At 38.5% G+C, this 23,181-nt stretch carries 15 protein-coding genes and 1 pseudogene; 9 read left to right on the top strand and 7 right to left on the bottom strand.

The window, feature by feature from the left end:
- Positions 1 to 5: 5 nt before the first annotated feature.
- From napA to napF, 3 genes are read right to left on the bottom strand one after another with little or no spacing between them, the layout of a single operon-like run.
- Complete coding sequence (napA, locus tag M1F03_RS06130) at positions 6 to 2,492, bottom strand: nitrate reductase catalytic subunit NapA (RefSeq protein WP_163863504.1); 2,487 nt, start codon at positions 2,490 to 2,492, stop codon at positions 6 to 8.
- Entirely contained in the window at positions 2,473 to 2,751 is a 279-nt protein-coding gene (gene napD / locus M1F03_RS06125) for a chaperone NapD (protein WP_196713400.1), read from the bottom strand. Before napD ends, napA begins: the two co-directional genes overlap by 20 nt.
- Positions 2,741 to 3,232 carry a ferredoxin-type protein NapF gene (gene napF / locus M1F03_RS06120; protein WP_154623884.1) on the bottom strand — a complete coding sequence of 164 codons (492 nt, stop codon included), beginning with the start codon at positions 3,230 to 3,232 and terminating at the stop codon, positions 2,741 to 2,743. Before napF ends, napD begins: the two co-directional genes overlap by 11 nt.
- A gap of 752 nt (positions 3,233 to 3,984) precedes the next feature.
- Here napF and nrfA point away from each other — a divergent pair.
- The 7 genes and pseudogenes from nrfA (at position 3,985) to M1F03_RS06085 (ending at position 11,320) form a co-directional block, all read left to right on the top strand.
- Positions 3,985 to 5,421: an ammonia-forming nitrite reductase cytochrome c552 subunit gene (nrfA, locus tag M1F03_RS06115; RefSeq protein WP_318840106.1), complete on the top strand. Its 1,437-nt coding sequence runs from the start codon at positions 3,985 to 3,987 to the stop codon at positions 5,419 to 5,421.
- A gap of 45 nt (positions 5,422 to 5,466) precedes the next feature.
- Positions 5,467 to 6,033, top strand: a complete 567-nt coding sequence (gene nrfB, locus M1F03_RS06110) for a cytochrome c nitrite reductase pentaheme subunit (RefSeq protein WP_154622026.1) — start codon at positions 5,467 to 5,469, stop codon at positions 6,031 to 6,033.
- Positions 6,030 to 6,701 (top strand): cytochrome c nitrite reductase Fe-S protein, encoded by a 672-nt coding sequence (nrfC, locus tag M1F03_RS06105; RefSeq protein WP_154622025.1) that lies wholly within the window; start codon positions 6,030 to 6,032, stop codon positions 6,699 to 6,701. Before nrfB ends, nrfC begins: the two co-directional genes overlap by 4 nt.
- Positions 6,698 to 7,654, top strand: a complete 957-nt coding sequence (gene nrfD / locus M1F03_RS06100) for a cytochrome c nitrite reductase subunit NrfD (protein WP_318840105.1) — start codon at positions 6,698 to 6,700, stop codon at positions 7,652 to 7,654. Before nrfC ends, nrfD begins: the two co-directional genes overlap by 4 nt.
- 31 nt (positions 7,655 to 7,685) lie before the next feature.
- Positions 7,686 to 9,563 carry a heme lyase CcmF/NrfE family subunit gene (locus M1F03_RS06095; RefSeq protein WP_251463800.1) on the top strand — a complete coding sequence of 626 codons (1,878 nt, stop codon included), beginning with the start codon at positions 7,686 to 7,688 and terminating at the stop codon, positions 9,561 to 9,563.
- Positions 9,556 to 9,930 (top strand): annotated as a pseudogene (gene nrfF, locus M1F03_RS06090) (heme lyase NrfEFG subunit NrfF); the annotation flags it as partial. The gene M1F03_RS06095 and the pseudogene nrfF, both read left to right, overlap by 8 nt.
- A 961-nt stretch (positions 9,931 to 10,891) precedes the next feature.
- Positions 10,892 to 11,320, top strand: a complete 429-nt coding sequence (locus tag M1F03_RS06085; protein WP_196713404.1) for a hypothetical protein — start codon at positions 10,892 to 10,894, stop codon at positions 11,318 to 11,320.
- Positions 11,321 to 12,011: 691 nt separating this feature from the next.
- Here the strand turns inward: M1F03_RS06085 and ascB are convergent.
- On the bottom strand, positions 12,012 to 13,442 hold the full coding sequence (gene ascB / locus M1F03_RS06080; protein WP_251463798.1) for a 6-phospho-beta-glucosidase: 1,431 nt from the start codon (positions 13,440 to 13,442) through the stop codon (positions 12,012 to 12,014).
- A 499-nt stretch (positions 13,443 to 13,941) separates the two neighbouring features.
- A complete protein-coding gene (locus M1F03_RS06075) occupies positions 13,942 to 14,085 on the bottom strand; it encodes a hypothetical protein (protein WP_154635554.1) in 144 nt (47 codons plus the stop codon).
- Positions 14,086 to 15,795: 1,710 nt separating this feature from the next.
- Between M1F03_RS06075 and uidA the strand changes: the two genes are divergently transcribed.
- The gene (gene uidA / locus M1F03_RS06070; RefSeq protein ID WP_251463796.1) at positions 15,796 to 17,607 is read left to right on the top strand and encodes a beta-glucuronidase; all 1,812 of its coding nucleotides are present in this window, start codon (positions 15,796 to 15,798) and stop codon (positions 17,605 to 17,607) included.
- A complete protein-coding gene (gene uidB / locus M1F03_RS06065) occupies positions 17,604 to 19,004 on the top strand; it encodes a glucuronide transporter (RefSeq protein ID WP_251463794.1) in 1,401 nt (466 codons plus the stop codon). The genes uidA and uidB overlap by 4 nt, the downstream gene beginning before the upstream one ends.
- A gap of 196 nt (positions 19,005 to 19,200) precedes the next feature.
- On the opposite strand, the gene M1F03_RS06060 is transcribed toward uidB, so the two are convergent.
- Entirely contained in the window at positions 19,201 to 20,616 is a 1,416-nt protein-coding gene (locus M1F03_RS06060) for an NAD(P)/FAD-dependent oxidoreductase (RefSeq protein WP_154635555.1), read from the bottom strand.
- A gap of 1,139 nt (positions 20,617 to 21,755) precedes the next feature.
- Entirely contained in the window at positions 21,756 to 22,328 is a 573-nt protein-coding gene (locus M1F03_RS06055; RefSeq protein WP_154622038.1) for a hypothetical protein, read from the bottom strand.
- Positions 22,329 to 23,181 lie beyond the last annotated feature (853 nt).

The raw sequence follows: 23,181 nt of genomic DNA, 5'->3' as shown, positions 1-23,181 counted from the left end.
AGCAATTACACCTTCTCTAGCTTAACGGCACATTTTTTGTAATCCGTCTCTTTTGAAAGCGGATCGGTAGCATCTAGCGTTAAGTTATTCACTAACTGAGATGCATCAAAGAAGGCCATATACACCAGTCCTTTCGGTGGCCGATTGCGCCCGCGTGTTTCAACGATAGTCGTCACCTCACCACGACGCGAAACGACTTTCACTTTGTCACCACGACGCAACCCTCTGTCTTTCGCATCTAATGGATGCATAAATACTTGTGACTCAGGAAATGCACGATGTAACTCTGGTACACGACGCGTCATACTGCCTGTATGCCAATGCTCTAATACTCGACCCGTCGATAGCCACAAGTCATATTCTTTGTCTGGTATTTCTGCGGCTGGCTCAAATGGCAGAGCAAAAATGACCGCCTTGCCATCGGGCTTGCCATAGAATTGGTAGCCACTGCCAGCTTTGACATACGGGTCATGCCCTTCGCTATAACGCCATTGTGTCTCTTTACCATCAACCACAGGCCAACGGATACCACGTGCTTTGTGGTAGTCATCGAATGGTGCAAGGTCGTGACCGTGGCCTCGGCCAAAACTTGCGTACTCTTCAAATAAGCCTTTTTGCAGGTAGAAACCGAGTTCCCGCGACTCATCATTTAATTGGCCTTCTGCCAACTCTGAAATCGGAAACTGAGTAACGGCTTGGGTTGCAAACAGAACATCATAAAGCGTCTTACCACGGTATTCAGGTTTCTTAGCCAGTAACTCTTCAGGCCACACTTCTTCTGTTTTAAAGCGACGAGAAAATTGCACCATCTGCCACAGGTCAGATTTTGCTTCGCCTGGCGCTTTAACTTGTTGACGCCAAAATTGTGTCCGACGCTCTGCGTTACCATAAGCACCTTCTTTTTCAACCCACATTGCAGTCGGTAAGATCAAGTCAGCAGAGATAGCACTCACGGTCGGATAAGGGTCTGAAACGACGATAAAATTGCGCGGGTCACGCCAACCCGGCATACGTTCTTCGTTAATATTTGGGCCAGCTTGCATGTTGTTGTTGCACATTACCCAATAGAAGTTGAGTGTACCGTCTTTTAATGCACGATCTTGCGCTACCGCATGTAGCCCCACTTTTTCTGGGATCGTGCCAGCGGGTAATTGCCAAACTTGTTCGACTTTCTCACGATGTTTTTCATTGGTTACGACCATGTCTGCGGGTAAGCGATGTGCAAAAGTGCCTACCTCACGAGCCGTACCACATGCTGATGGCTGTCCTGTCAATGAGAAAGGACCACAACCTGGTTGTGAGATTTTTCCGGTCAATAAGTGCAAGTTATAACAAAGGTTATTTGCCCAAACACCACGAGTGTGCTGATTAAAGCCCATCGTCCAGTAAGAGACTACTTTTATGTTTGGATCAGCATACAGTTTAGCTAATGCTTCTAACTGATCTTTAGGAACTCCCGTCATTTCGGCGGTTTTGTCTAGCGTATAGTCAGCAACGAATGCCTTATACTCATCCCATGTCATTGGTTCTGAAGCATCTGAACCTGGGTTTTTGGCACTTTGTTCTAAAGGATGAGTGGGTCGTAAGCCATAACCGATATCCGTTGCACCACGGCGTAAATTAACGTGTTTATCAAAGAATTCCTGATTAACCGCATTATTTTCAATAATATAGTTAGCAATATAATTCAGGATCACTAAGTCAGATTGCGGCGTAAACACAATGCCGTTATCCGCCAATTCAAAACTACGGTGTTTAAAGGTAGAAAGAACCGCAACACGCACATTTGGGTCAGATAAGCGGCGATTGGTGATCCGAGACCACAAAATAGGGTGCATCTCTGCCATATTTGAGCCCCAAAGCACAAATGCATCGGCTTGCTCGATATCATCATAGCAACCCATAGGCTCATCCATACCGAAAGTACGCATAAAGCCAACAACCGCAGAAGCCATGCAGTGACGTGCATTCGGGTCTAAATTATTAGAACGGAAACCCCCTTTGAACAATTTAGAGGCTGCATAACCTTCCCACACGGTCCACTGACCGGAGCCAAACATACCCACGCCTTCAGGGCCGCGCGCTTTTAATGTCGTTTTGAGTTTTTCTTCCATGACATCAAAGGCTTTTTCCCAAGTTACAGGGGTAAACTCACCATTTTTGTCATATTCACCGTCTTTCATACGCAGCAATGGCTGAGTCAAACGGTCTTTTCCGTACATAATTTTAGGTAAGAAATACCCTTTAATGCAGTTTAAACCCCGATTAACCGGCGCTTCTGGATCGCCTTGGCTCGCCACTATACGGCCATTTTGGGTTCCTACAAGTACACCGCACCCTGTACCACAAAAGCGGCAAGGCGCCTTATCCCATTTGATGTCCTCTTGTTGCCCGACGACTGCCTTAGCGAGACTCGGTGCACCAATACCTGCCGCCGCAGCAGCGGCCGCAACAGCATTGGCTTTCATGAAGCTACGACGACTGAGTTTCATCATTTTCCTCACATTGCTCATCCTGCTGGTGGTAAACCAGCGAAACAGACAGCACGCCTTCAACATTGCGTACTGAATCAATAGTATCAATCAGAGTGCGACTGTGTTCTGACTCAACAACAACAATCAATTTGCCTGTTTCAGGTGAGCTAATCGCCACCTCGCAACCAGGCAATTGATTCAAAGCCGTCGTCACAGTGCAAGCCTGTTCACATTTTACTTGTACAATCAAACTACATACTTGCCAGCTATTGTGCATTTTCATGCTCCAAAGTAATGGCTGATACAGGGCAACTGGCAACACAGGCGCCACAACCTGTACAACCCTGCTTATCAATCTTGGGCTGATAGATTCCAGTCAGTGATGGACGAAAAGAGATCACTTGCGGCTCACAATTGTCTTCGCAACGTCGACATTCAATAGAACGGTAGGCCAGACAGGTTTGAGCAATAGAAATGGAAATATCCCAAGGCTGAGACGTTTGCGGCAGAAATATTGGTTCAGGACACGCGGTAGCACAGGCATAGCAGAATGTGCATTCCCCTTGTAAAAAATCAACGACAGGATAACCGCCAGGGCCGGAAACGAGAATTGCAGTTTCACAATGTGTAAGGCATTCGTTGCAACGAATGCAACTTTCAATAAAGCGATCTTCACTACCACTCCATGGCGGTCGAACAACAGGCGTCGCACTGCGCCACGCACCTGTTAATACTCCCCGACGGGTGATATCAACCATGTTGATTTCCTTAACATTGCCCAAACAAAATTAATGCAAAAATTGAAAATTAACCGCAAATTTTATATGTGTATTAATGACAAATATTAACGACTGAGGGTATAAAAATACATACTACTAAGTAGGTAACATTAATTATTATATTAATTGAAAAAAAATAGTTTACTTGGAAAGTATTTTGAATTTTATTAGGTAACTTGCTGACTAACCCTTATATTATTTAGAGTAGTAAAAAGTTATTAACATTTTTTAAATAGGGTAAACCAAATTAAACCTAAACCTTCATGAAATATTCATATCTATAACAGATAGAAATACCACCAAAGAGGTACAAGAGCAGTTCTCTTTATTCTTTTCATATCGAAAATATTAGAACTAATGCACATTTTATTTTTCATTCTATAAATCGAAAGCCTTGCGACTCATTGAACACTGTCATTTACAACGCATTATCGCCCTCATTATTATCGCTGATAATGAGAATGAATCTTAACGGCTTAATACCTCTTTTTATTTTAGACTGTTTCATGTTTTCTTTCCTAATTTACATCCATGATCAGATATTACTCACATTATCTTAATCACACTTCTTTTAATAAATTTAGCTTTGATCAAAAACAATATTTTGAGTGTGGTTATTTGCTAGAGCTATTAACTAGGCATGTCATGATGGCAATCATCTATTTGCCATCACTTATAAATAATAATATTACAGCCAATGGGATGGCTGGCTTACATCACTCGAGGCCCTTATGGCAAAGATAAGAAATAGTATTCTGTGCTTACTGAGTTTGCTTGCAGGAATATTTCTATTTAGTAACTCTATCCACGCACAAACAGAATCAAAGGAAGCATCATCAACCATTAATACCAAAAATGAGTCCTTTGCTCAGTCACATCCTGATCAATATCATTCATGGCGTGCAACCTCTGAGCAAGCACAACGTGAAGACGCTCTTGCTGAGGATCCACGCTTAGTGATCCTTTGGGCTGGTTATCCTTTTTCTCGTGATTACAACAAGCCTCGCGGTCATGCTTACGCACTCATTGATGTGCGTGAGACACTAAGAACTGGGGCACCTAAAAACGCACAAGATGGCCCACTTCCTATGGCATGTTGGAGCTGCAAAAGTCCTGATGTTGCCAGACTGATTCAAGAACAAGGCGAAGATAACTATTTCCATGGTAAATGGGCAAAAGGCGGTCCCGAAATCGTTAATGTATTAGGATGTGCTGACTGCCACAAAACTGACTCACCTGAATTTGCTCAAGGTAAACCTGCGCTTACACTCACACGTCCCTATGCCGCAAGAGCTATGGAAACCATTGGAAAGCCTTTTGAGCACGCGAGCCGTTTCGAACAACAATCTATGGTGTGTGGTCAATGCCATGTCGAATATTACTTTGCAGGAGACAATAAATCCGTCAAATTCCCTTGGGATAACGGTACCAAAGTAGAAGACATGGAAGTGTATTATGACAATATCGGTTTTTCTGATTGGACAAACTCACTGTCAAAAGCCCCCATGCTAAAAGCACAGCATCCTGAGTTCGAAACATGGAGTGCAGGTATTCACGGAAAAAATAACGTCACCTGTATCGACTGCCATATGCCTAAATTGCAAAATGAAAAAGGTGAACTCTATACCAGCCACAAAATAGGAAACCCTTCCGATAACTTTGAACAAACCTGCCGTAATTGCCATACCCAAAGCAAACAAGCGCTACAAGCTGTTGTCGCTGAGCGTAAACAAGCGATCCAAGAGATGAAAATCAAAGTGGAAGATCAACTCGTGCATGCCCACTTTGAAGCCAAAGCAGCTTGGGATGCCGGTGCGACAGAAAAAGAAATGGCACCTATTTTAGCTGATATTCGCCATGCTCAATGGCGTTGGGACCTCGCGATTGCGTCTCATGGTATTCATATGCATGCGCCTGATGAAGGCCTACGTATGCTAGGTGGAGCGATGAATAAAGCTGCCGATGCACGGACTAAATTGGTGCGCTTGTTAGGTGCGAAAGGCGTTACCCATGAAATTGCTATTCCTGATATTTCAACCAAAGAAAAAGCCCAACAGGCAATTGGTTTGGATATGCAAAAAATCAATGCTGAAAAACAAGAGTTTTTGAAAACCATTGTACCGGAGTGGGATGATCAAGCTCGTAAAAACAATCTGCTAAGCCAATAACCGCAATCCGCCTCTGCAAAGTGGCGGCATAACAATGGAGTCAATATGAGCGTACTACGTTCGTTATTAACTGCTGGGGTGCTGGCGTCAGGCTTGTTATGGAGCATTGCCGCATCCGCAGCGACACCATCCACACCAGAGAATGGTGAACGCTGGGTTGTCACTCAGCAACGTAATCCCGATGCTGCTTGTTTGGATTGCCATAAACCCGACAAAGAGGGTATGCATGGAACTCACGCATCCGTCATCAATCCTAACAATAACCTTCCAGTGACCTGTACTAACTGCCATGGCAATCCAGGTCCTCACCATCGTGAAGGGGCGAAAGATGTCATGCGTTTCAACCACCCTATGTATAGCGTGGAGCAACAAAATAGTGTTTGCCTGTCATGTCATTTACCCGAACAGCTACAAAAAGCGTTCTGGCCACATGATGTGCATGTGACCAAAGTCGCCTGCGCAAGTTGCCATGATCTTCATCCAAAACAAGATACGATGAAGGTTCTCAATGACAAAGGACGCATAACAATTTGTGTTGATTGCCATTCAGAGCAACGCAACAACCCTGATTTCAATCCAGCGGCGGTAAAATTGCGTAAGGAGCAGCCATGAGTTGTTCGCGTCGTCAATTTATTATCTATGCAGGAGTGTTAGCTGCGTCTGGAGGGACGACGGTCCATACTCTAGCAAATACAATGAAAATTAATGGGCTACGCTATGGCATGATTCATGATGAAGCCTTATGTATTGGCTGTACAGCTTGTATGGACGCTTGCCGAGAAGTCAATCACGTGCCTGAAGGTGTTTCAAGATTAACGATTATCCGTAGTGAACCAATTGGCCACTTTCCTGATATCAAATATCGTTTCTTTAGGCATTCATGCCAACATTGTGAGCATGCCCCTTGCGTCGATGTCTGCCCGACAGGGGCCTCATTTATCGATAAGACAACCGGTATTGTCGATGTTAATCCAGACTTGTGTGTCGGTTGCCAATACTGCATTGCGGCATGCCCTTATCGAGTACGTTTTATTCATCCTGTTAATAAAACCGCCGATAAATGTGACTTTTGCCGTAAAACCAATTTGAAAAAAGGTCAACAACCGGCTTGTGTTGAAGCATGTCCAACAAAAGCGCTCATTTTTGGTAATTTGGATGACCCAAACAGTGATATTGCAATCATGCTCCGCCAAAAAACAACCTATCGCTATAAAATTGCACTTGGTACTCGACCCAAAGTCTATCGAGTTCCATTTAAGTATGGGGAGGTGAGCCAATGACAACCGCTTCTGCTTTCCATTTTGAATCGCTGGTCTGGGATTGGCCAATCGCTGTTTATCTCTTTTTAATTGGAGTTTCAGCGGGGTTAGTGGTACTCGCCATTTTATTACGTCACTTTTACCCTTCCGAAGCGACGAGTAACAGCACGCTAATGCGAGCCACTTTATTACTTGCACCAACGACCATCATTCTTGGTTTACTGATTTTGATTTTCCACTTAACCCGACCTTGGACTTTCTGGAAATTGATGTTCCACTATAGCCCAACCTCTGTGATGTCGATGGGGGTTATGTTATTCCAAGTGTATATGGTTGTGCTCATCGTGTGGTTAGCCAACGTTTTTCAATCTGAGCTAGTTGAATTGCAACAAAAATGGCTACCCCGTTTGGGTTTTATCCAACGGCTATTCCCCCTATTTACAGCCGCCATGCGCGTGATTGAAGTCACCATGCTCGTCTTAGCAGTATTGTTAGGCGCCTACACGGGATTCTTACTTTCAGCTTTAAAATCATACCCTTTCTTAAACAATCCTATTTTGCCTGCATTATTTCTCTTTTCAGGGATTTCATCCGGCATTGCTGTTGCACTGATAGCCTTAGCGTTACGCTACCGTAAAAATATCCACAACCAAGAAGCTCATTTTCTACATCGCGTTGAAAGCTTTGTCGTTTGGTTAGAAATCTTTTTGCTGGCAGCATTTTTTATCGGTTTAGCACTTGGGGATGATGGCAAAATGCGCGCCCTAATTGCCGCATTGGGTGGTGGTTTTTGGACATGGTGGTTTTGGATTGGTGTCGTAGGAATAGGTTTTATTATCCCTTTGAGTTTGAAAAAATGGGTGAATAAAAGCCAAACAGCATCTCGGGTTATTTTAGTCAGCAGTGCTAGTCTCATTGGTGTCTTTTTACTGCGATTCTTCGTACTGTATGCAGGACAATTGACGGTCGCTTAATCACTACAATCAACATAAACAAGGTGCTTCATTGGAACTGATACTCCCTGAAATTGGCTTTATTAGCTTACTGCTAACACTGTGTATAGCCAGTTTCCATACCTTGTTTGGGTTGGTTGGTTACGATAAAAAGACGCCTAATTCCGTAAAATTAGGCGTCTTTTGGTCCACTTTACAATTTATTTTTTTAGCTATCGCCTTTCTTTGTCTTACCATCAGCTTTATTGAAAGCCATTTTTCTGTGGTCTATGTCGCTCAACATAGCCATCGTCTATCGCCAATGGCTATCAAAATAGCCGCGGTTTGGGGCGGACATGAGGGTTCATTGTTATTATGGGCGTTATTCTTATCTGCTTGGAACTTACTTGTTGCCTGGCGATATCGTAAACAAAAACATCCATTTTTTGCGCTAGCCTTAATATTCCTGTCAGCCATGACCGCGGCATTGCTGTGGTTTATCGTCTTTTACTCCGATCCTTTTGTGCGGATTTTTCCACCTGCGATTGAGGGGCGTGATCTCAACCCCATGTTGCAGCATTGGGGGCTGATCTTACATCCACCTCTACTTTATCTTGGTTATAGTGGTCTCATGGTCGTTACCTCATTAGTCTTAGCGGCTCTTGTTGCGGGTAATTTTAGTCAAACCATTGCATGGCTTTGCTGGCGCTGGGCCGTACCAAGCTGGTGCATATTAACTTTAGGTATCACACTCGGTTCATGGTGGGCTTACAGTGAATTGGGATGGGGTGGCTGGTGGTTTTGGGATCCTGTCGAGAATGCCTCATTATTGCCATGGCTAGCAGCAACCGCCCTACTACACAGCTTATCTGCATCACGAAAACAAGGAAATTTCCGCCACTGGTCAATGATGCTGGCAATTATGGCGTTTATTTTATCACTACTTGGTACACTGATCGTCCGTTCAGGCATACTCGTTTCAGTACATGCCTTTGCCCTTGATAATGTTCGTGCGTTACCGCTATTTTTGCTATTTATAATCATGAGTATGGTGGCCTTATTTATTTACAGTAGCAAAGCTCAAACCTTACCATCACGGGCCAAAACTACACTTACGACAAGAGAAATCTATTTACAATTATCTTTGATTTTATTTGTGGTGGTCTTATGTATCGTACTCCTTGGTACCCTATATCCAATGCTCTACAGCATGTTTGGCTGGGGGAAAATATCTGTTGGCTCACCTTACTTTAATCACGCTTTATTTCCTTTTGGGCTATTAATGCTCGCAGTTATTGGCGCTTGGGCGCTACATTACCCAAAAATATCTCCTCGATTTTTTTACTGGCGTTTATCTCTCCTTATTATCTGTACGATTGGCATTACGCTGTATTTTTGGCGTGAAGGAAAGCTGTTCTCCAGTATGATGGCTATCATGGCTGCATTACTGCTTCTTTTGTGGTTGCGACCATTTCGAGATATACAGCGCCAATTATCCTCCTTAATTTCACACTCAGGTGTCATTATCTTCGCTATAGGTATTGCTTTCTCAACAGTGAGTAAACAAGAAGTTAGTGCAAATATGACATTAGGGCACTCTATTTCACTATCAGGGTATCAGTTTACGTTTCAACAGCTACAACTTGAGGCGCAATCTCATTACACAACAGAAAAGGCCTTAATTACTGTTGTTCAAAAAGATAAATTAATCAGTACGCTTGTACCTGAACGTCGATTTTATACCGCCCGAAAACAACTCATGATTGAGCCAAGTATGCATTGGGGATGGATACGAAACTGGTATGCCGTTTTAGGCGAAAAAACAGGAAATAACCGTTATGCACTACGCTTTTATGTGCAAGATGGTGTTCAATGGATTTGGGGTGGCCCTTTGATCATGTGCATTGGACTTTTTTGGGGTTGGATAAAAGGAAGAGCTAAGCATGTTTAAATTACACTACACCCCTTTATTCATTCTACTGCTCATGGTCACCTATATTGCAAAAGCTGATATCGTAGATACTTGGCAATTTACTCACCAAGAGCAACAATCTGTTTCATTACAAATAGCGTCACAATTACGTTGCCCACAATGCCAAAACCAAAATCTGCTCGAATCCAATGCCCCTACCGCTGTTAGCATGCGCCATCAAGTTTACAAAATGGTTGCTGAAGGCAAAACAGAAGCAGAAATTCTCGCTTTTATGACTGAGCGCTACGGTGATTTCGTTCTCTACAATCCGCCCCTGCGCATAGGGACGCTAGTATTGTGGCTATCGCCATTTATCGCTTTTATATTGATAATAATCCTAATTTATTATCGATATAAAAGCAGCCTCCCTAAGATTAAAAGACATTATCAAGACGTCATTACTCAACCCGCCTCACCGCAATGTCAGTTATCAAAACAGCTGACATCTGAACTTCCATTCAAAGTATCGCAAAATAGCGGTTCATGGTTGTTATCGCCTATTTCGCTGAATTTCACCCTCTTATTACTCTTATTTTTCACCGTTTCGGGTTATTTTTTATTGCCGCGTTTTAGTGAAAATTATAAAGAATATCAACGCACTGCTGACCCATTGTATTTATTGACACCAATACAACAACAGCAAAGTGATCTTGCACGTCTACAAGATAATATCCGTAAGTCACCTAAAAATGGGGAGCTTTGGGCCATTCTCGGTGAATACTACCTCTATCAAAATAATTATGAAGATGCATTAATAGCCTATGGGCAAGCACTGAAATATACAGGAGAAAATGCACAACTTTATTCAGCTATTGCGACAGTCCTTTATTATCAATCAGGGCAACAAATGACGGAGATGACCGTAAAAATGATAGATAAGTCATTATCAATTGATAAAAATGAAGTTACCGCCTTAATGTTATTAGCTTCAGATGCATTTATGAATGCGAATTATGAAAAAGCAATTAGCTTATGGCAACAATTACTAGATAGTAATAATGATAGAGTTAATCGCTCACAATTAATAGAAGCTATTAATATGGCTAACACAATGAAAAACAATCGCTAATTTTCCTACTTTTAATTTATTATTCGCATTCCCATTAACTTTAAAATAAGAAACCAGTAAATAAAATTAATTATTTTAATTAAATTAACCATAACAATTTATTATAAATTGTAACTCTTTGTCTTTATTTGAGCATTGTTATTACATCTTCATATAAATACCCTTCTACTTATGCTATCTTAAAATAGCCTAATTCATAAGTAACTATTATTTATAATAATATAGAAAGAGTAACGCCATGAAAAAGAATATATTTTCATATTTAATTATTGCTCTTATTGCTGGAGGATCATTTGTTGGAGGTATGATGGCTAATTATACCCCAGATCTTGATATCGTTAAAAAATCGCAAAAGGCTGTAGAGGACTTCCTCCCTTTTCCAGAAACGGCTGAGTATAAAAATGTGAATTACTATGAAATTCGTGAAACTCTTGATCATGGTATCCTTGGGTATGTATGTGGTGAAGTTCTTATCTTTAAAAGTGAAAATTCTTTTAGTTATAAAAGGTTTCTTGTCAAAACGTATATGCATAAAGATGGAAGAAACGTCGTTTCTATCCCTTTAATTGATCGCTCAGATAAAATTTTTCCTAGTGAAAATTTCAATTTTATCTGGAATCAATTCTGTCACGAAAGACCTAATAAAGAAGAGAGCAATAGCAGATAAAATTATTAACAATATTTAATTTTTTCTGTGTTTATACACCATTACCCTTATCTTCGAATTCTCTTGGTTATTGTTGATTTCTTTCAATTCATGTCGATTTATTACAGAGATAAAAAATCAACAAATTGAATTCAAAAGAAAATTTGGCATAAGTCAGTGTAAGTTAACTTAATAATATTAACACTTGAAATGTATTTTGATACATAGATCACATTTTTATCATCCAAATTATATTGTACATTAGTATCCAGATAAGGGATGAGTGATGACAGCTGATCATTCAATCACAGAAATATTATGATATTGATAACATGGCATGCTTATATCATAGCAGATAAAGATACAACCAATTTACAAACACGCTATGCAAAATAATGCCTAAGTAAAAAAATAGCGAAATTATTGCCAAACAATAATTCAATGAAGTTAATCACGAGCCTCTCACCAAGAAGCGTATATTAAAGAGTGAAAAAGATAACGCATGATAAAAGAGCGCTCTAGACATCGAATTCACTCACTTGGCACTTTAAAGTTGCTACAAGTATAAGTAAATCTGACATTATGTATGATATAGTAGTGAAGAAAATGACCATAATACCGCTGTAAATTAAATCATGTAGTAGTGATTTCATTTAGTTAGAGTCCCTAAAGGGACTCTTTTTTTTATCTACAAAATATAAGAAAGTGTAATTTACTCTAACTCTCGACCATGCGTCTGTATTACTTTCTGGTACCACCAAAAGGATTTTTTACGTATTCGGGCTAATGAGCCATTTCCGTGATCATCTTTATCAACATACACAAATCCATATCGTTTACTCATCTCCCCCGTAGAGGCAGAAACCAGATCAATACACCCCCATGAAATATAGCCCATAACCGGTATACCATCCGCAATCGCTTCCGCTAATGCTTGGATATGTGCTCGATGATAGTCAATTCGGTAGTCATCAATAATTTCACCGTTTTCATCAAGCTTATCGTAAGCCCCTAAACCATTTTCAACTAAAAACAACGGTTTTTGATAGCGATCGTAAAGCATATTCGCTGTTAGCCGTAATCCCAAAGGGTCTATCCCCCACCCCCAATCACTATGTTGAATATAGGGAGAGGTCAATGATTTTTCAGCGTTAACTGACTGATTTTCATCTCTTTCCATATCCGATGCAGCGCAACGAGAGGCATAATAGCTGAAAGACACAAAGTCCACTGTATTTTTAAGAAGCTGCTCATCTCCTTCCACTATTTCCAGCGAAACCCCCTTTTCACGAAAAATACGTTGGGCATAAGCAGGATAAATACCACGTACCTGTACATCAATAAAAAACAAGTTTTCACGATCCTTTTCCATTGCCGCCCACACATCAGCCGGTTTAGGAGACCAAGGATAATAACCTCCGCCCGCTAACATGCAGCCAACTTGATTTTTGGCGTTAACTTCATGAGCAATCTTAGTCGCTAATGCACTTGCAATTAATTGATGATGAGCAGCCTGATATTTCACTTGCTCAATATTTTCATCTGCTTCAAACCATAATCCAGAAGACGAAAAGGGGGTATGAAGTAATAAATTAATTTCATTAAAAGTGAGCCAATATTTAACTAAACCATCAAAAGCTTCAAAGCAGGCCTTGGCATAAGTTGTGAAAAAATCAATCATCTTACGTTCACGCCATGAGCCATATTCAATCACCAAGTGCATCGGCACATCAAAATGACACAAGGTAACCAGTGGCTCGATATGATATTTTTTGCATTCATTAAATACGGCTTGATAATAAGCAATACCTTCTGGGTTTGGCGTAGTTTCATCACCTCGTGGAAATAACCGACTCCATGCAATTGAAGTTCTAAAAACCGAGAACCCCATTTCTGCCATTAAAGCAATATCACTTTTATATTGATGATAAAAATCAATGGCATCATGACTAGGATAATATTCATCTCTTTGTAACTGAAACCGTTTTTCTCTACCGATTTTTATGGGATACCTTTTTTCTCCATAAGGAATAACATCTGCGGTACTTAAGCCTTTCCCTCCTTCACTATAAGCACCTTCAGCTTGATTCGCTGCCATTGCTCCTCCCCACAAAAAACCTTGAGGAAATATCGTTTCAGACATGGTTACCCTCATATTTAAATAAGTTAACTATCTTTTTCAAAAATAGCAGATTCTATTTATTCCATCTAATTGTGGAATAATAATTTTAATAGGAGCACAAAAGTAAATTATTATCAAAATATAAACCAAGATAATATAATTAATATTTTATATAAATATATTTATAAGCCCACAATCACTTACAAGAAAACTAACAATATATCGTCATTGAAAACAACTCAACAATGAGAAATAATTATTTTTTGTGATTTTCCACACAAAAATAATCCATATCAAAATGCTTTATTTAATAAGATAGCCAAGAGATCAATTTATATTAAAAATAAATGACAGTCTTACAACGCTGACAAGGCAGAGAAAAGAGAAAAGAGGAAAGAAAAAACACAAATAATTGATTTTATTAGAAACAAACCACAAAAAACCATAACATAGTCATTGATTGGGTAAAATTTATAAATAAATTTCACCATCAATGATAACACTTAAGTTAACATCAAAATTAATAGACGAAGAATAGTGTTAACAACGCACTGACATCACCAATAATATTGGTCTGATAAAAGAACTCAAATGGCGTACAAACCATTTTTATGCTAGAAGCAATGGAGTAGCCTAATAGTTCTGTCATATCAATAGATGGCATAATCTGTTCCTTGTTATCGAAAACATTACAATAGTGACATTGATTGTAATAATCAATCAGAATAGTGTTAAAATGCCGTGCTGTACTTTTAAAACCACATAAAAATCACTCGCTATAACGAAGTGAATACCCTTTTCGTTTACGCTTACTTTTAGCTATTATCTTTTCTTTTCAATGTGGACTCACCAATAACCGCATAAAATTATAACTTATCTTAAATAAAGCAGCTATGTATTAACGATGCTGTTTTAAAATCCCCTCTCTAAACAGTCATTAATAGAATACTTATATTAAATAGACAAAGTATTTAAACATAATAAAATAATTGTGATATTAATCACTTTCTAAATAGTTAAAACACACTAGGTAGTAACACTTAATTGTTTGATTTGTATTTTTTCATGAAAATAGGCCACAGCAACACACTAAAAAATTACATAAAATAACAATTTCTTTTCAAATCAATCGATTAAAATAAATTATACATCAGGTAATAAAACAAAATGTGTAATTAAAGTTCCATACCTTAATGTAATTATCAATATTATAAATCATTTTACCCATCATTTGAGTTAAATGTGCTAAAAAACAACAATTCTGATAAGTGATTTTAATATTAAATAGCACGAATAGCTAATAAAAGCTTCAATATTTTATTTAAATCATATACACTCATCGCGGAACTATAAAAAGGAATTGTTATGTTTAAAGTTATTGAATCATTTTTTAGTGAATTGTCTAATGCAATGACGGCAAATAGCCGGCGTATTATTGTCACCATTCTCGCGGTTGCAACACTCTTTACTACAGTTACAGTGGAGGCCATTAATATCTATTTTATTGCTGCATTCTTATTCATTAGCTTTTCCTTATATCTACCTGAAATATATAAGTTTATAATGAACAAGATAAACTAAAGATTAGCCAGATAACACACATGCACTTATTTTTTGTTATTAGTTAGCAACTTATTACGTATTAACACCTAATTCACTTTATCCTAATACAAAATACAATACGTAATCAGTAAAAATAGCCAATATAAGCCGTCACTAATAGCACTAACAGGAATAAGAAGGATAGATGTTCACTCTAGTCTCGGTAACAGACTAAAACCACGCCTACTTTAAGTTTTCTTAAAAAATTGACATGGGCGCACTGTCCCACTCAACGAATCATGCCTGACCTAGTCCCTGAATATAATTGGTTAACCAATTATACATTAAACACTTAGCGATAAACCCTATCAGAATAGCAGCCTATTTAAATTTAATCATAGCTATTAGTCATATTTTATAAGTGAACACTCAAATAAACCATAATACTAAAAAAGAACTCATAACATCATACTTTTATGATCTTCAGCTTCAAAAACAAAAAAAATAATACACTTAAATATCATATAGATATAGGAAAAAACCTCTTTAATGAATTCAATCAAATTTATTAAAATCACGATAATTTATAGAGAGATTAAATAATAAAACCACTTATTAATAAACTTCATCTTTAAATAAAAGTTTAATTATTTGTGATTTATTCCACATAATATTAATGATTTTTTTTTAATACATGATCCACTCATCAAATTTTACCTCTTTTCATTTTTCATAGTTGTATTCCTCATAGCGCACACCTAAAAATTGGTAAACCAAATAACAAAATTGATAAACCAAATTTATTCCATCCTATTCGAAAGGAAATAATAAAATGCTACGCCCTATTGAAACATCAACCCGAGAGATCAAAAAACTGGATGGCCTTTGGTCATTTTGTTTAGATACAGCAGATCTCGGTATTACCGCACAGTGGTGGAAATTTCCTCTGCCTGACCACCGAACCATTGCCGTACCGGGAAGTTTTAACGACCAATTTGCGGATAACACTATTCGTAATTATGTCGGAAATGTCTGGTATCAGCGCGAAGTCTACATTCCAAAAGGTTGGGAACATCAAAGAATCATCTTACGATTTGATGCCGTAACACATAATGCCATGGTATGGCTAAATGACCATTTCCTAATCCAACATCAAGGAGGTTATACCCCCTTTGAAACTGATATTAGCCACTTAGTTTCAACAAATGAAAAAGTACGAATTACCGTTTGTGTCAGTAATGAACTTACATGGCAAACCATTCCTCCTGGCATAGTGACTCGTGACGAAAATGGCAAAAAAACACAAGTTTATTTCCATGATTTTTTTAACTATGCCGGAATCCATCGTAGCGTCATGCTCTATAGCACGCCAAGAGTATTTGTCGATGATGCCATTATCATCACTGAGCTATCCGATGATAAAAGCCAAGCCTCAATTCATTGGGAAATCATCGCTAATGGTGAAGTCGCCATTGAGTTATACGATCAAGATAAAAAATGCGTTGCTTTTGGGAATGGCAAACACGGTGTATTGCAACTCAGCTCACCTCATCTGTGGCAGCCGGGTCATGGCTACCTCTATACCTTGAAAATATTCGTTAATGATGCAAATCACTATGATGAATACCCTCTAAAAATCGGTATTCGCGCATTAAACATAAAAGATGAGCAGTTTTTAATTAATCATCAACCTTTTTATTTTACTGGGTTTGGGCGACATGAAGATGCGGATATTCGCGGAAAAGGCTTTGATTATACGTTTATGGTACATGACCATGCATTGATGAATTGGATTGGCGCCAATTCTTATCGTACCTCCCACTACCCCTATGCCGAAGAAATGCTTGATTGGGCAGATGAACACGGCATTATCATCATCAATGAAGTGGCAGCAGTCGGGCTTAATTTAACTCTTGGTGTTAGCTCCGATGTTTGTCAGAAACCCCCCGTATTATTCAGTGATGAAACCGTCAATAGCGAAACCCAGCAAGCCCATTTACAAGCGATACAAGAGCTCATCAACCGCGATAAAAACCATCCTAGCGTCGTCATGTGGAGTATAGCAAACGAACCAGACTGCCAAGCCAAAGGCGCTAGAGCATACTTTGAACCATTAGTGCAAGCCGCACGCAAACTTGATCCCACTAGACCCATAACTTATGTCAATGCCATGTCTGGAGACATTGAAAACGACATGATTATGGATCTTTTTGATGTTATTTGCCTAAACCGTTACTACGGGTGGTACCTAAAAAGTGGCGATTTAGAACGCGCCGAAAAAGCACTAGAAACTGAATTATTACAATGGCAAGAGAAGTTTCATCGCCCCATCATTATCACGGAGTATGGGGTCGATACCCTGCCCGGACTGCATTCCATGTATACCGATATGTGGAGCGAAGAGTTCCAATCTGCTTGGTTGGCAATGTACCACCGCGTTTTTGATCGCGTTAAAGCGGTTACTGGCGAACAGGTATGGAACTTTGCTGACTTTCATACCGCACAAGGTGTTTGGCGTGCCGGAGGTAATCGAAAAGGGATTTTTACTCGAGACAGAAAACCTAAAGGCGCAGCTTATTTATTAAAAAAACGGTGGAGTGAAATGAATTATGGGCAAAAACCTTTTCAAGGAGAAAAACAATGAATCAACAACTCTCTTGGCGTTCAATTATTGGTTATGGCCTAGGAGATGTTGCCAATAACTTTGCCTTTGCTATGGGGGCAATGTTTTTACTCAGTTATTATACCGATGTCGCCGGTATTGGTGCCGCAACAGCAGGTACCATGTTACTGGTTGTTCGAGTTTTTGATGCTTTTGCTGACGTTGCCGCTGGTCGTATTATTGATAAAACGCATACACGATGGGGGAAATTTAGGCCTTTCATCTTATTTGGTTCTGCCCCATTAATGTTCTTCAGCGTGCTGGTTTTTAGTGTTCCAACCGAATGGGCTCATAGCGATAAGGTCATTTATGCCTATGTCACTTATATGGCCTTAGGTGTTTGCTATAGTCTAATCAATATTCCCTATGGTTCCCTTGCTACGGCGATGACACTACAACCATTATCCCGTGCCAGATTAGGTGCAGCCCGAAGTATTGGGGGAGCCGTTACGGGTATCTTCCTGACACTTTTAATTACTCCTTTTGTATCAAGTGCTGGCGCTAATATAGCGTCAATTGAGATGGAAAAGGTCTATTTTTACGTGACATTAGGCTTAGCTTTCTTTGGTGTAGGGCTCTATTTTGTCTGTTTTAAATCTACCAAAGAAATTATTGTTAGAACTGACGTTCAACCATCACTAAAAAATAGCTTAAATACGATAAAACAAAATAAAGCATTAATGATCTTATGTTCAGCCACAATATGTGTGCTCATTGCAAGTTTTACGATCAGTGCTTCATCACTATTCTATGTTCGGTATGTCCTCAACGACGTAACCTTATTCCCTATTATTTCATTAGCTCAAGGGATATTTGGTGCAATCACTTCAGCCTTGATCATGCCTATACTCGTCGCTCGTTTTGGCAAAAAAAATACATTTCTAATCGGTGGAATGATAGCCATCCTCGGTTATTTGATCTTCTATTATCTCTCGATATATCCACCAATGATTGCCCTTACATCAAAAATAATAGCATCCATTGGGATGGGGATCGTCGTTACCGTATTATGGGCAATAGAGGCTGATACTGTCGAATACGGAGAATATAAAACAGGTATTCGCATTGAGGGCCTAACATATTCTTTATTCTCTTTCACTCGCAAATGTGGCCAAGCCATTGGAGGGTCAATTCCTGCCTTTATTCTCGAATACAGCGGTTATATTGCCAATCAAATACAAACACCAGATGTTATTTTTGGCATACGTATGTCAATTGCTCTTGTACCATGTATTTTCATGTTACTCGCATTTGTGATCATCTGCTTTTATCCGCTGACGGATAAAAAGCATGCAGAAATTGTTGCCGAAATTGAATTGCGAAAAAAAGAAAAACTTGAGCAGGTCGAGACGGTAAAAAGCGAGTCATTAACGACATAGTCACTATTACATTTCACGGATCGGTTGAAATAGCGCCCGATTTAACTGATCCGATTCTTAAAATAGCAAATCCATCTTGTCACAATCAAACATCAATAAACGCATTGGTGCCCAAAGTAACATCTAGAGATAAAATTATCATTGAGTATGAGTAGAAAAGCCCTCATAAAGAGGGCCATCATCAAATAAGTTTTATCTAAAATCGATAAAGACTGAATGGTTTCACATCTAATGCAGGTTCTTTACCAAGCAGAAGATCTGCGGTAATTTCTGAAGAGACTGGACTTTCTGTCATTCCCCAACCTGTCGCCGTATTGATAACGAGGCCTGGATACTCATTAACTTGTGAAATGATTGGGTTTTCATCCGGCGCTATCGCCATAGCACCACTCCACTGATCAATAAGCTTAGAATCTTTAAATGCAGGGAATTCAGTTTTCAGCTTCTCGAGTGAAGCATTTAGCTCAGGGATATCTGGCAGTGCAGTCATATTTCGATACTGTTCGAATGGCGAAACCTCGTCTAAATTCCAATGTGTTGACTGCATAAACGAGTTAATTAACTGTTCGTTTAGTGAAATATGCACAGGGAAGTCAGGCATTGACAGTAATGGCAAATATTTATATCCATAAATAAAGGATTCTTTGACAACCGGAGCCACAATAACACGCGGAGAAGTGGCATAAGTGCCATCTGCTTGCTCGCGGAAGAAAATATTGCCCGGTAAAGCGACATTTCCACCTGGCGCAGTAGGTGAACCACTAATTAATTGTTGAGACTGGTAAGCAGGTAATGTTGGAACATCAACATTAAGATTTTGCATAAAGAGTCTAGACCATACCCCCCCTGCTACAACGACTCGTGAGGTTTTTATTGCCCCTTTCTCTGTCACAACATCAGAGATAACGCCTGCTTGGGTCTCTAAACCTCTCGCCGCACAATTTGTGTAGATTTTAACGCCTATCTTTTTAGCGTAATCAGCCATCACAAAGGTTGCAATTTCAGCGTCTAAACTACCGGAATCCTCTTCAAAACCAGCAATAGTCCAATTCGATGTAGCTCCGCGAAGACGTTGATTTAGTTCAGCACCTTCAATCATTCTGGTTTTAAAAGGAATATCGGAACCAACATTTTTGCTTCTTGCATCAATCCATTTTTTAACATTTTCTAAATCCTCTTCATCAAGAGGTACTTCCACTCTTCCTTGTGTACGATAACTGGTATCAACGCCGACTTTTGCATTCATTTCTCTCCAGCGCTGTTTACCAATATGGTGAAGAAGGAATGTTTCGTCAGGCATTTTATAAGTGATAACTTGGCCATAGAACCTAGAAGATTGTTCTCCCGCGATATTTCCTTTTTCTACGATCACAACAGACAATCCCCTTTCAACAAGGTTAATTGCCGTCATAATACCTAAAATACCGGCACCAATAACGACAACATCTGCCTGCTTAGGTAGTGCTCCGGGAGTTCCTTCAACAAAACCATGTCTCGGTGTACCTGGAACAAATCGACCTTCACGCGTTAACATTGGCGTTAAAATTCCTGCACCGCCCGCTACAGCGACAACAGCCCCGCCGATAAGAAACTTTCTTCTCGTTATTGCCATTTAAATATCCTTTCCACAGACAAACTATATATCGAAATATAGTCATCACTTAATAATATTTGTAATGCAATTGTATTCCAAATTTAAATAAAATTAAATTTATTTGTTAAAAAATATTTTATTGAATGTTTATTCAAATAATGAAATTGATATAACGACAGGATATTTCCGAATAAAATCCGAGCAATTATCCAAACTAAAGCCTGATAAATTAGGCATTAAGAGTTTATGAGGAATATAACCTTAATGAGATACAACAAATAAATTATAAATCACTATGATTAAATATTTATTCACATAAACGTGTAAAAATAAGCAAACAAAATAAACCTTAAAAATAACATAGGTATTATTTTTAATAGCATAATGTTTATAAAACAATCACTGCTATGTAGATTTGAAATAAGCATTCACTCATTCTTGCTCATTAAATTGACGATATCTATCACTGAACACATAAATAAAATCCGCCTCCCTTCTATAGGGGTAAATACTTAAATCCTTTATTGGGACGCTTTAATTTTATGCTGATTGTTTAATGAATAACCATGGATATTCTCATGAAATTGTTCATGAGGAAGTTGAATAAGAGTCATCATTAAGTAAATACACGAATAAACGGTAGCAATTCTCTTTTTGCCTACCGTTTATTTATTGAGCTCTTTGCGTTTGTTTTGAGGCATTGTTTTAAGGTATTGTTTTAAGGTATTATTTTGAAACAGAGAGGGAATATCACTCTTTAGATAAAGGCAGGCCATCATCAACTATTTGCTTATTTAAAATAAATCCTTTGTACCATGCCTTATATTAAGAATAATATTGATACTAAAATAACCGTAGTTATTAAAGAGATATTGCTCGATTTCCAGCACAAGTGGCGTATATCAATAGTAATTTCAATACCGATATTGTTTCACTATAACATTCCTGTCAGAACGCCCACCGGATTATTCTCGACAAGCCGCTTATTACTCCTACGTTGATTGTTCTCTACATCACAAAAACCATATACGGCATATGGTTTTTATCACTTAAAACGATTTCTATGAGTTAGGGGAAATTTTTCCGCCTAACGCATTTTAGATACGAACAAGGATATTTAGACTATTTTTCTAAATACCCTTAACCTGTCAGCAAAATTATGACTGGTATTTTTTATAAAAATTTTCACCGCACATGACTTTAATAAAGTCACCACTCACTGTCGTGACAGATAGAGGCTTATCTTTAGCAACATAGATAAATTGCTTTCTGATCTTATCTTCTTCTTTGACCGCTTTTACTTGGCCATTCTCCATACGATCAGAATCATAATTCACACAATAACCAAGTGTGTTTGATGATTTCTTATCCTTAACCACCATGATTTCATTATATTTAAAACGATAGCCTTGGTTTTCTTTAGCCAATTTATCTTTGGCTTTATCACTTCTGGCAAAAGGCGAAGATAAACGATTCACCGCATCCGCATATTCAGCATCCATTTTATGACTGACAAATTGCTGATCCGCTGAATTCGCCTTACTGTAAACAACACCTTGCTGGGTTGTTTTTATGCTATACGCTTCCCAGTCTTCTGATTCTTTAACAATAGAGCTAGAATCAGTCAAGATATTGGCGAATTCGCCCCACATATCTTTATTTGAACTACAGCCTGTAACTAGCAGTGTAGCAGCGCTAAGTAGAGTAATTGGTAGAATATGTTTTTTCATTTTGATCCTAAAAGTTATAATTAATACTGCACAAATAAATTGTACTTAATGATATCTTTAAAGATTTTTTATTGTATATAGTAAATATATAATCTGCAAACATACTGATTATCATTGTCCAATGATTAAACTAAAACAAAGCGCTATATATCGAAATAAATTTAGAATAAAAACCAATAATTCCAATTTAATTCGCAGTATAAAAAAAACGAGTGTCATCAATTTTAATTTAGATATTGATTCTCACAGAAAGCTAGCATTATAGTGACTTAGCTCTTATTTCACAGATTAAACCCTAACAAAAATTTGATAAAAATTTGACATAGGAGCAAATAGGAGCAAGATGAATAAAACATACAATGATGGCTTTATTTATATCTATTAATTACCATAGGAAAACAAATTTATCGGATATATCTTAATTAACTTAGATTTAATCTAACCGTCACTATCTATCATTTTTAACATAACGTACTACTTCAATAATTCTTGTCATCGTTCTTAATCATCATTTTGTTTTTTTGCTAAGAAAGAGAAAGATGTCTAAAAGGTAAATAACTTTATCTTTTTTCGGTAAGCCATTGATAATAGTGAGGTATATTTTATTTTTACAGCAAGTAGTAATCCCCCTCAAACTGAATTTGAGTTAACACTATTATTGATAAAATTGATTCGAGCAATCGGCTCATAAACAGCTATTCCATTGCTGCATATTCTCTTATTGCTTATTCCAAGTGATGACATCAAGTATTAGATTCATTATCGCATAGTGCCAATTGAGTTGTTATCCACTGGCAAAATACTTTTGTTAGGAGATGATTTTCACTTTCTTGATGAATTAACCATGCCCAGT

This window comes from Providencia sp. PROV080, assembly GCF_033688105.1.
In the GTDB taxonomy this organism is placed as follows: Bacteria; Pseudomonadota; Gammaproteobacteria; order Enterobacterales; family Enterobacteriaceae; genus Providencia; species Providencia zhejiangensis.
This window is presented reverse-complemented; position numbering and strand designations above follow the sequence as displayed.

Bases quoted from the DNA above. Each gene is read 5' to 3' on its own strand.
- nrfC (WP_154622025.1), top strand. From the start codon at position 6,030: ATGAGTTGTTCGCGTCGTCAATTTATTATCTATGCAGGAGTGTTAGCT.
- ascB (WP_251463798.1), bottom strand. From the start codon at position 13,442: ATGTCTGAAACGATATTTCCTCAAGGTTTTTTGTGGGGAGGAGCAATG.
- napA (WP_163863504.1), bottom strand. From the start codon at position 2,492: ATGAAACTCAGTCGTCGTAGCTTCATGAAAGCCAATGCTGTTGCGGCC.
- M1F03_RS06060 (WP_154635555.1), bottom strand. From the start codon at position 20,616: ATGGCAATAACGAGAAGAAAGTTTCTTATCGGCGGGGCTGTTGTCGCT.
- M1F03_RS06085 (WP_196713404.1), top strand. From the start codon at position 10,892: ATGAAAAAGAATATATTTTCATATTTAATTATTGCTCTTATTGCTGGA.
- M1F03_RS06075 (WP_154635554.1), bottom strand. From the start codon at position 14,085: ATGCCATCTATTGATATGACAGAACTATTAGGCTACTCCATTGCTTCT.
- napF (WP_154623884.1), bottom strand. From the start codon at position 3,232: ATGGTTGATATCACCCGTCGGGGAGTATTAACAGGTGCGTGGCGCAGT.
- uidB (WP_251463794.1), top strand. From the start codon at position 17,604: ATGAATCAACAACTCTCTTGGCGTTCAATTATTGGTTATGGCCTAGGA.
- M1F03_RS06055 (WP_154622038.1), bottom strand. From the start codon at position 22,328: ATGAAAAAACATATTCTACCAATTACTCTACTTAGCGCTGCTACACTG.
- napD (WP_196713400.1), bottom strand. From the start codon at position 2,751: ATGCACAATAGCTGGCAAGTATGTAGTTTGATTGTACAAGTAAAATGT.
- nrfD (WP_318840105.1), top strand. From the start codon at position 6,698: ATGACAACCGCTTCTGCTTTCCATTTTGAATCGCTGGTCTGGGATTGG.
- uidA (WP_251463796.1), top strand. From the start codon at position 15,796: ATGCTACGCCCTATTGAAACATCAACCCGAGAGATCAAAAAACTGGAT.
- nrfB (WP_154622026.1), top strand. From the start codon at position 5,467: ATGAGCGTACTACGTTCGTTATTAACTGCTGGGGTGCTGGCGTCAGGC.
- nrfA (WP_318840106.1), top strand. From the start codon at position 3,985: ATGGCAAAGATAAGAAATAGTATTCTGTGCTTACTGAGTTTGCTTGCA.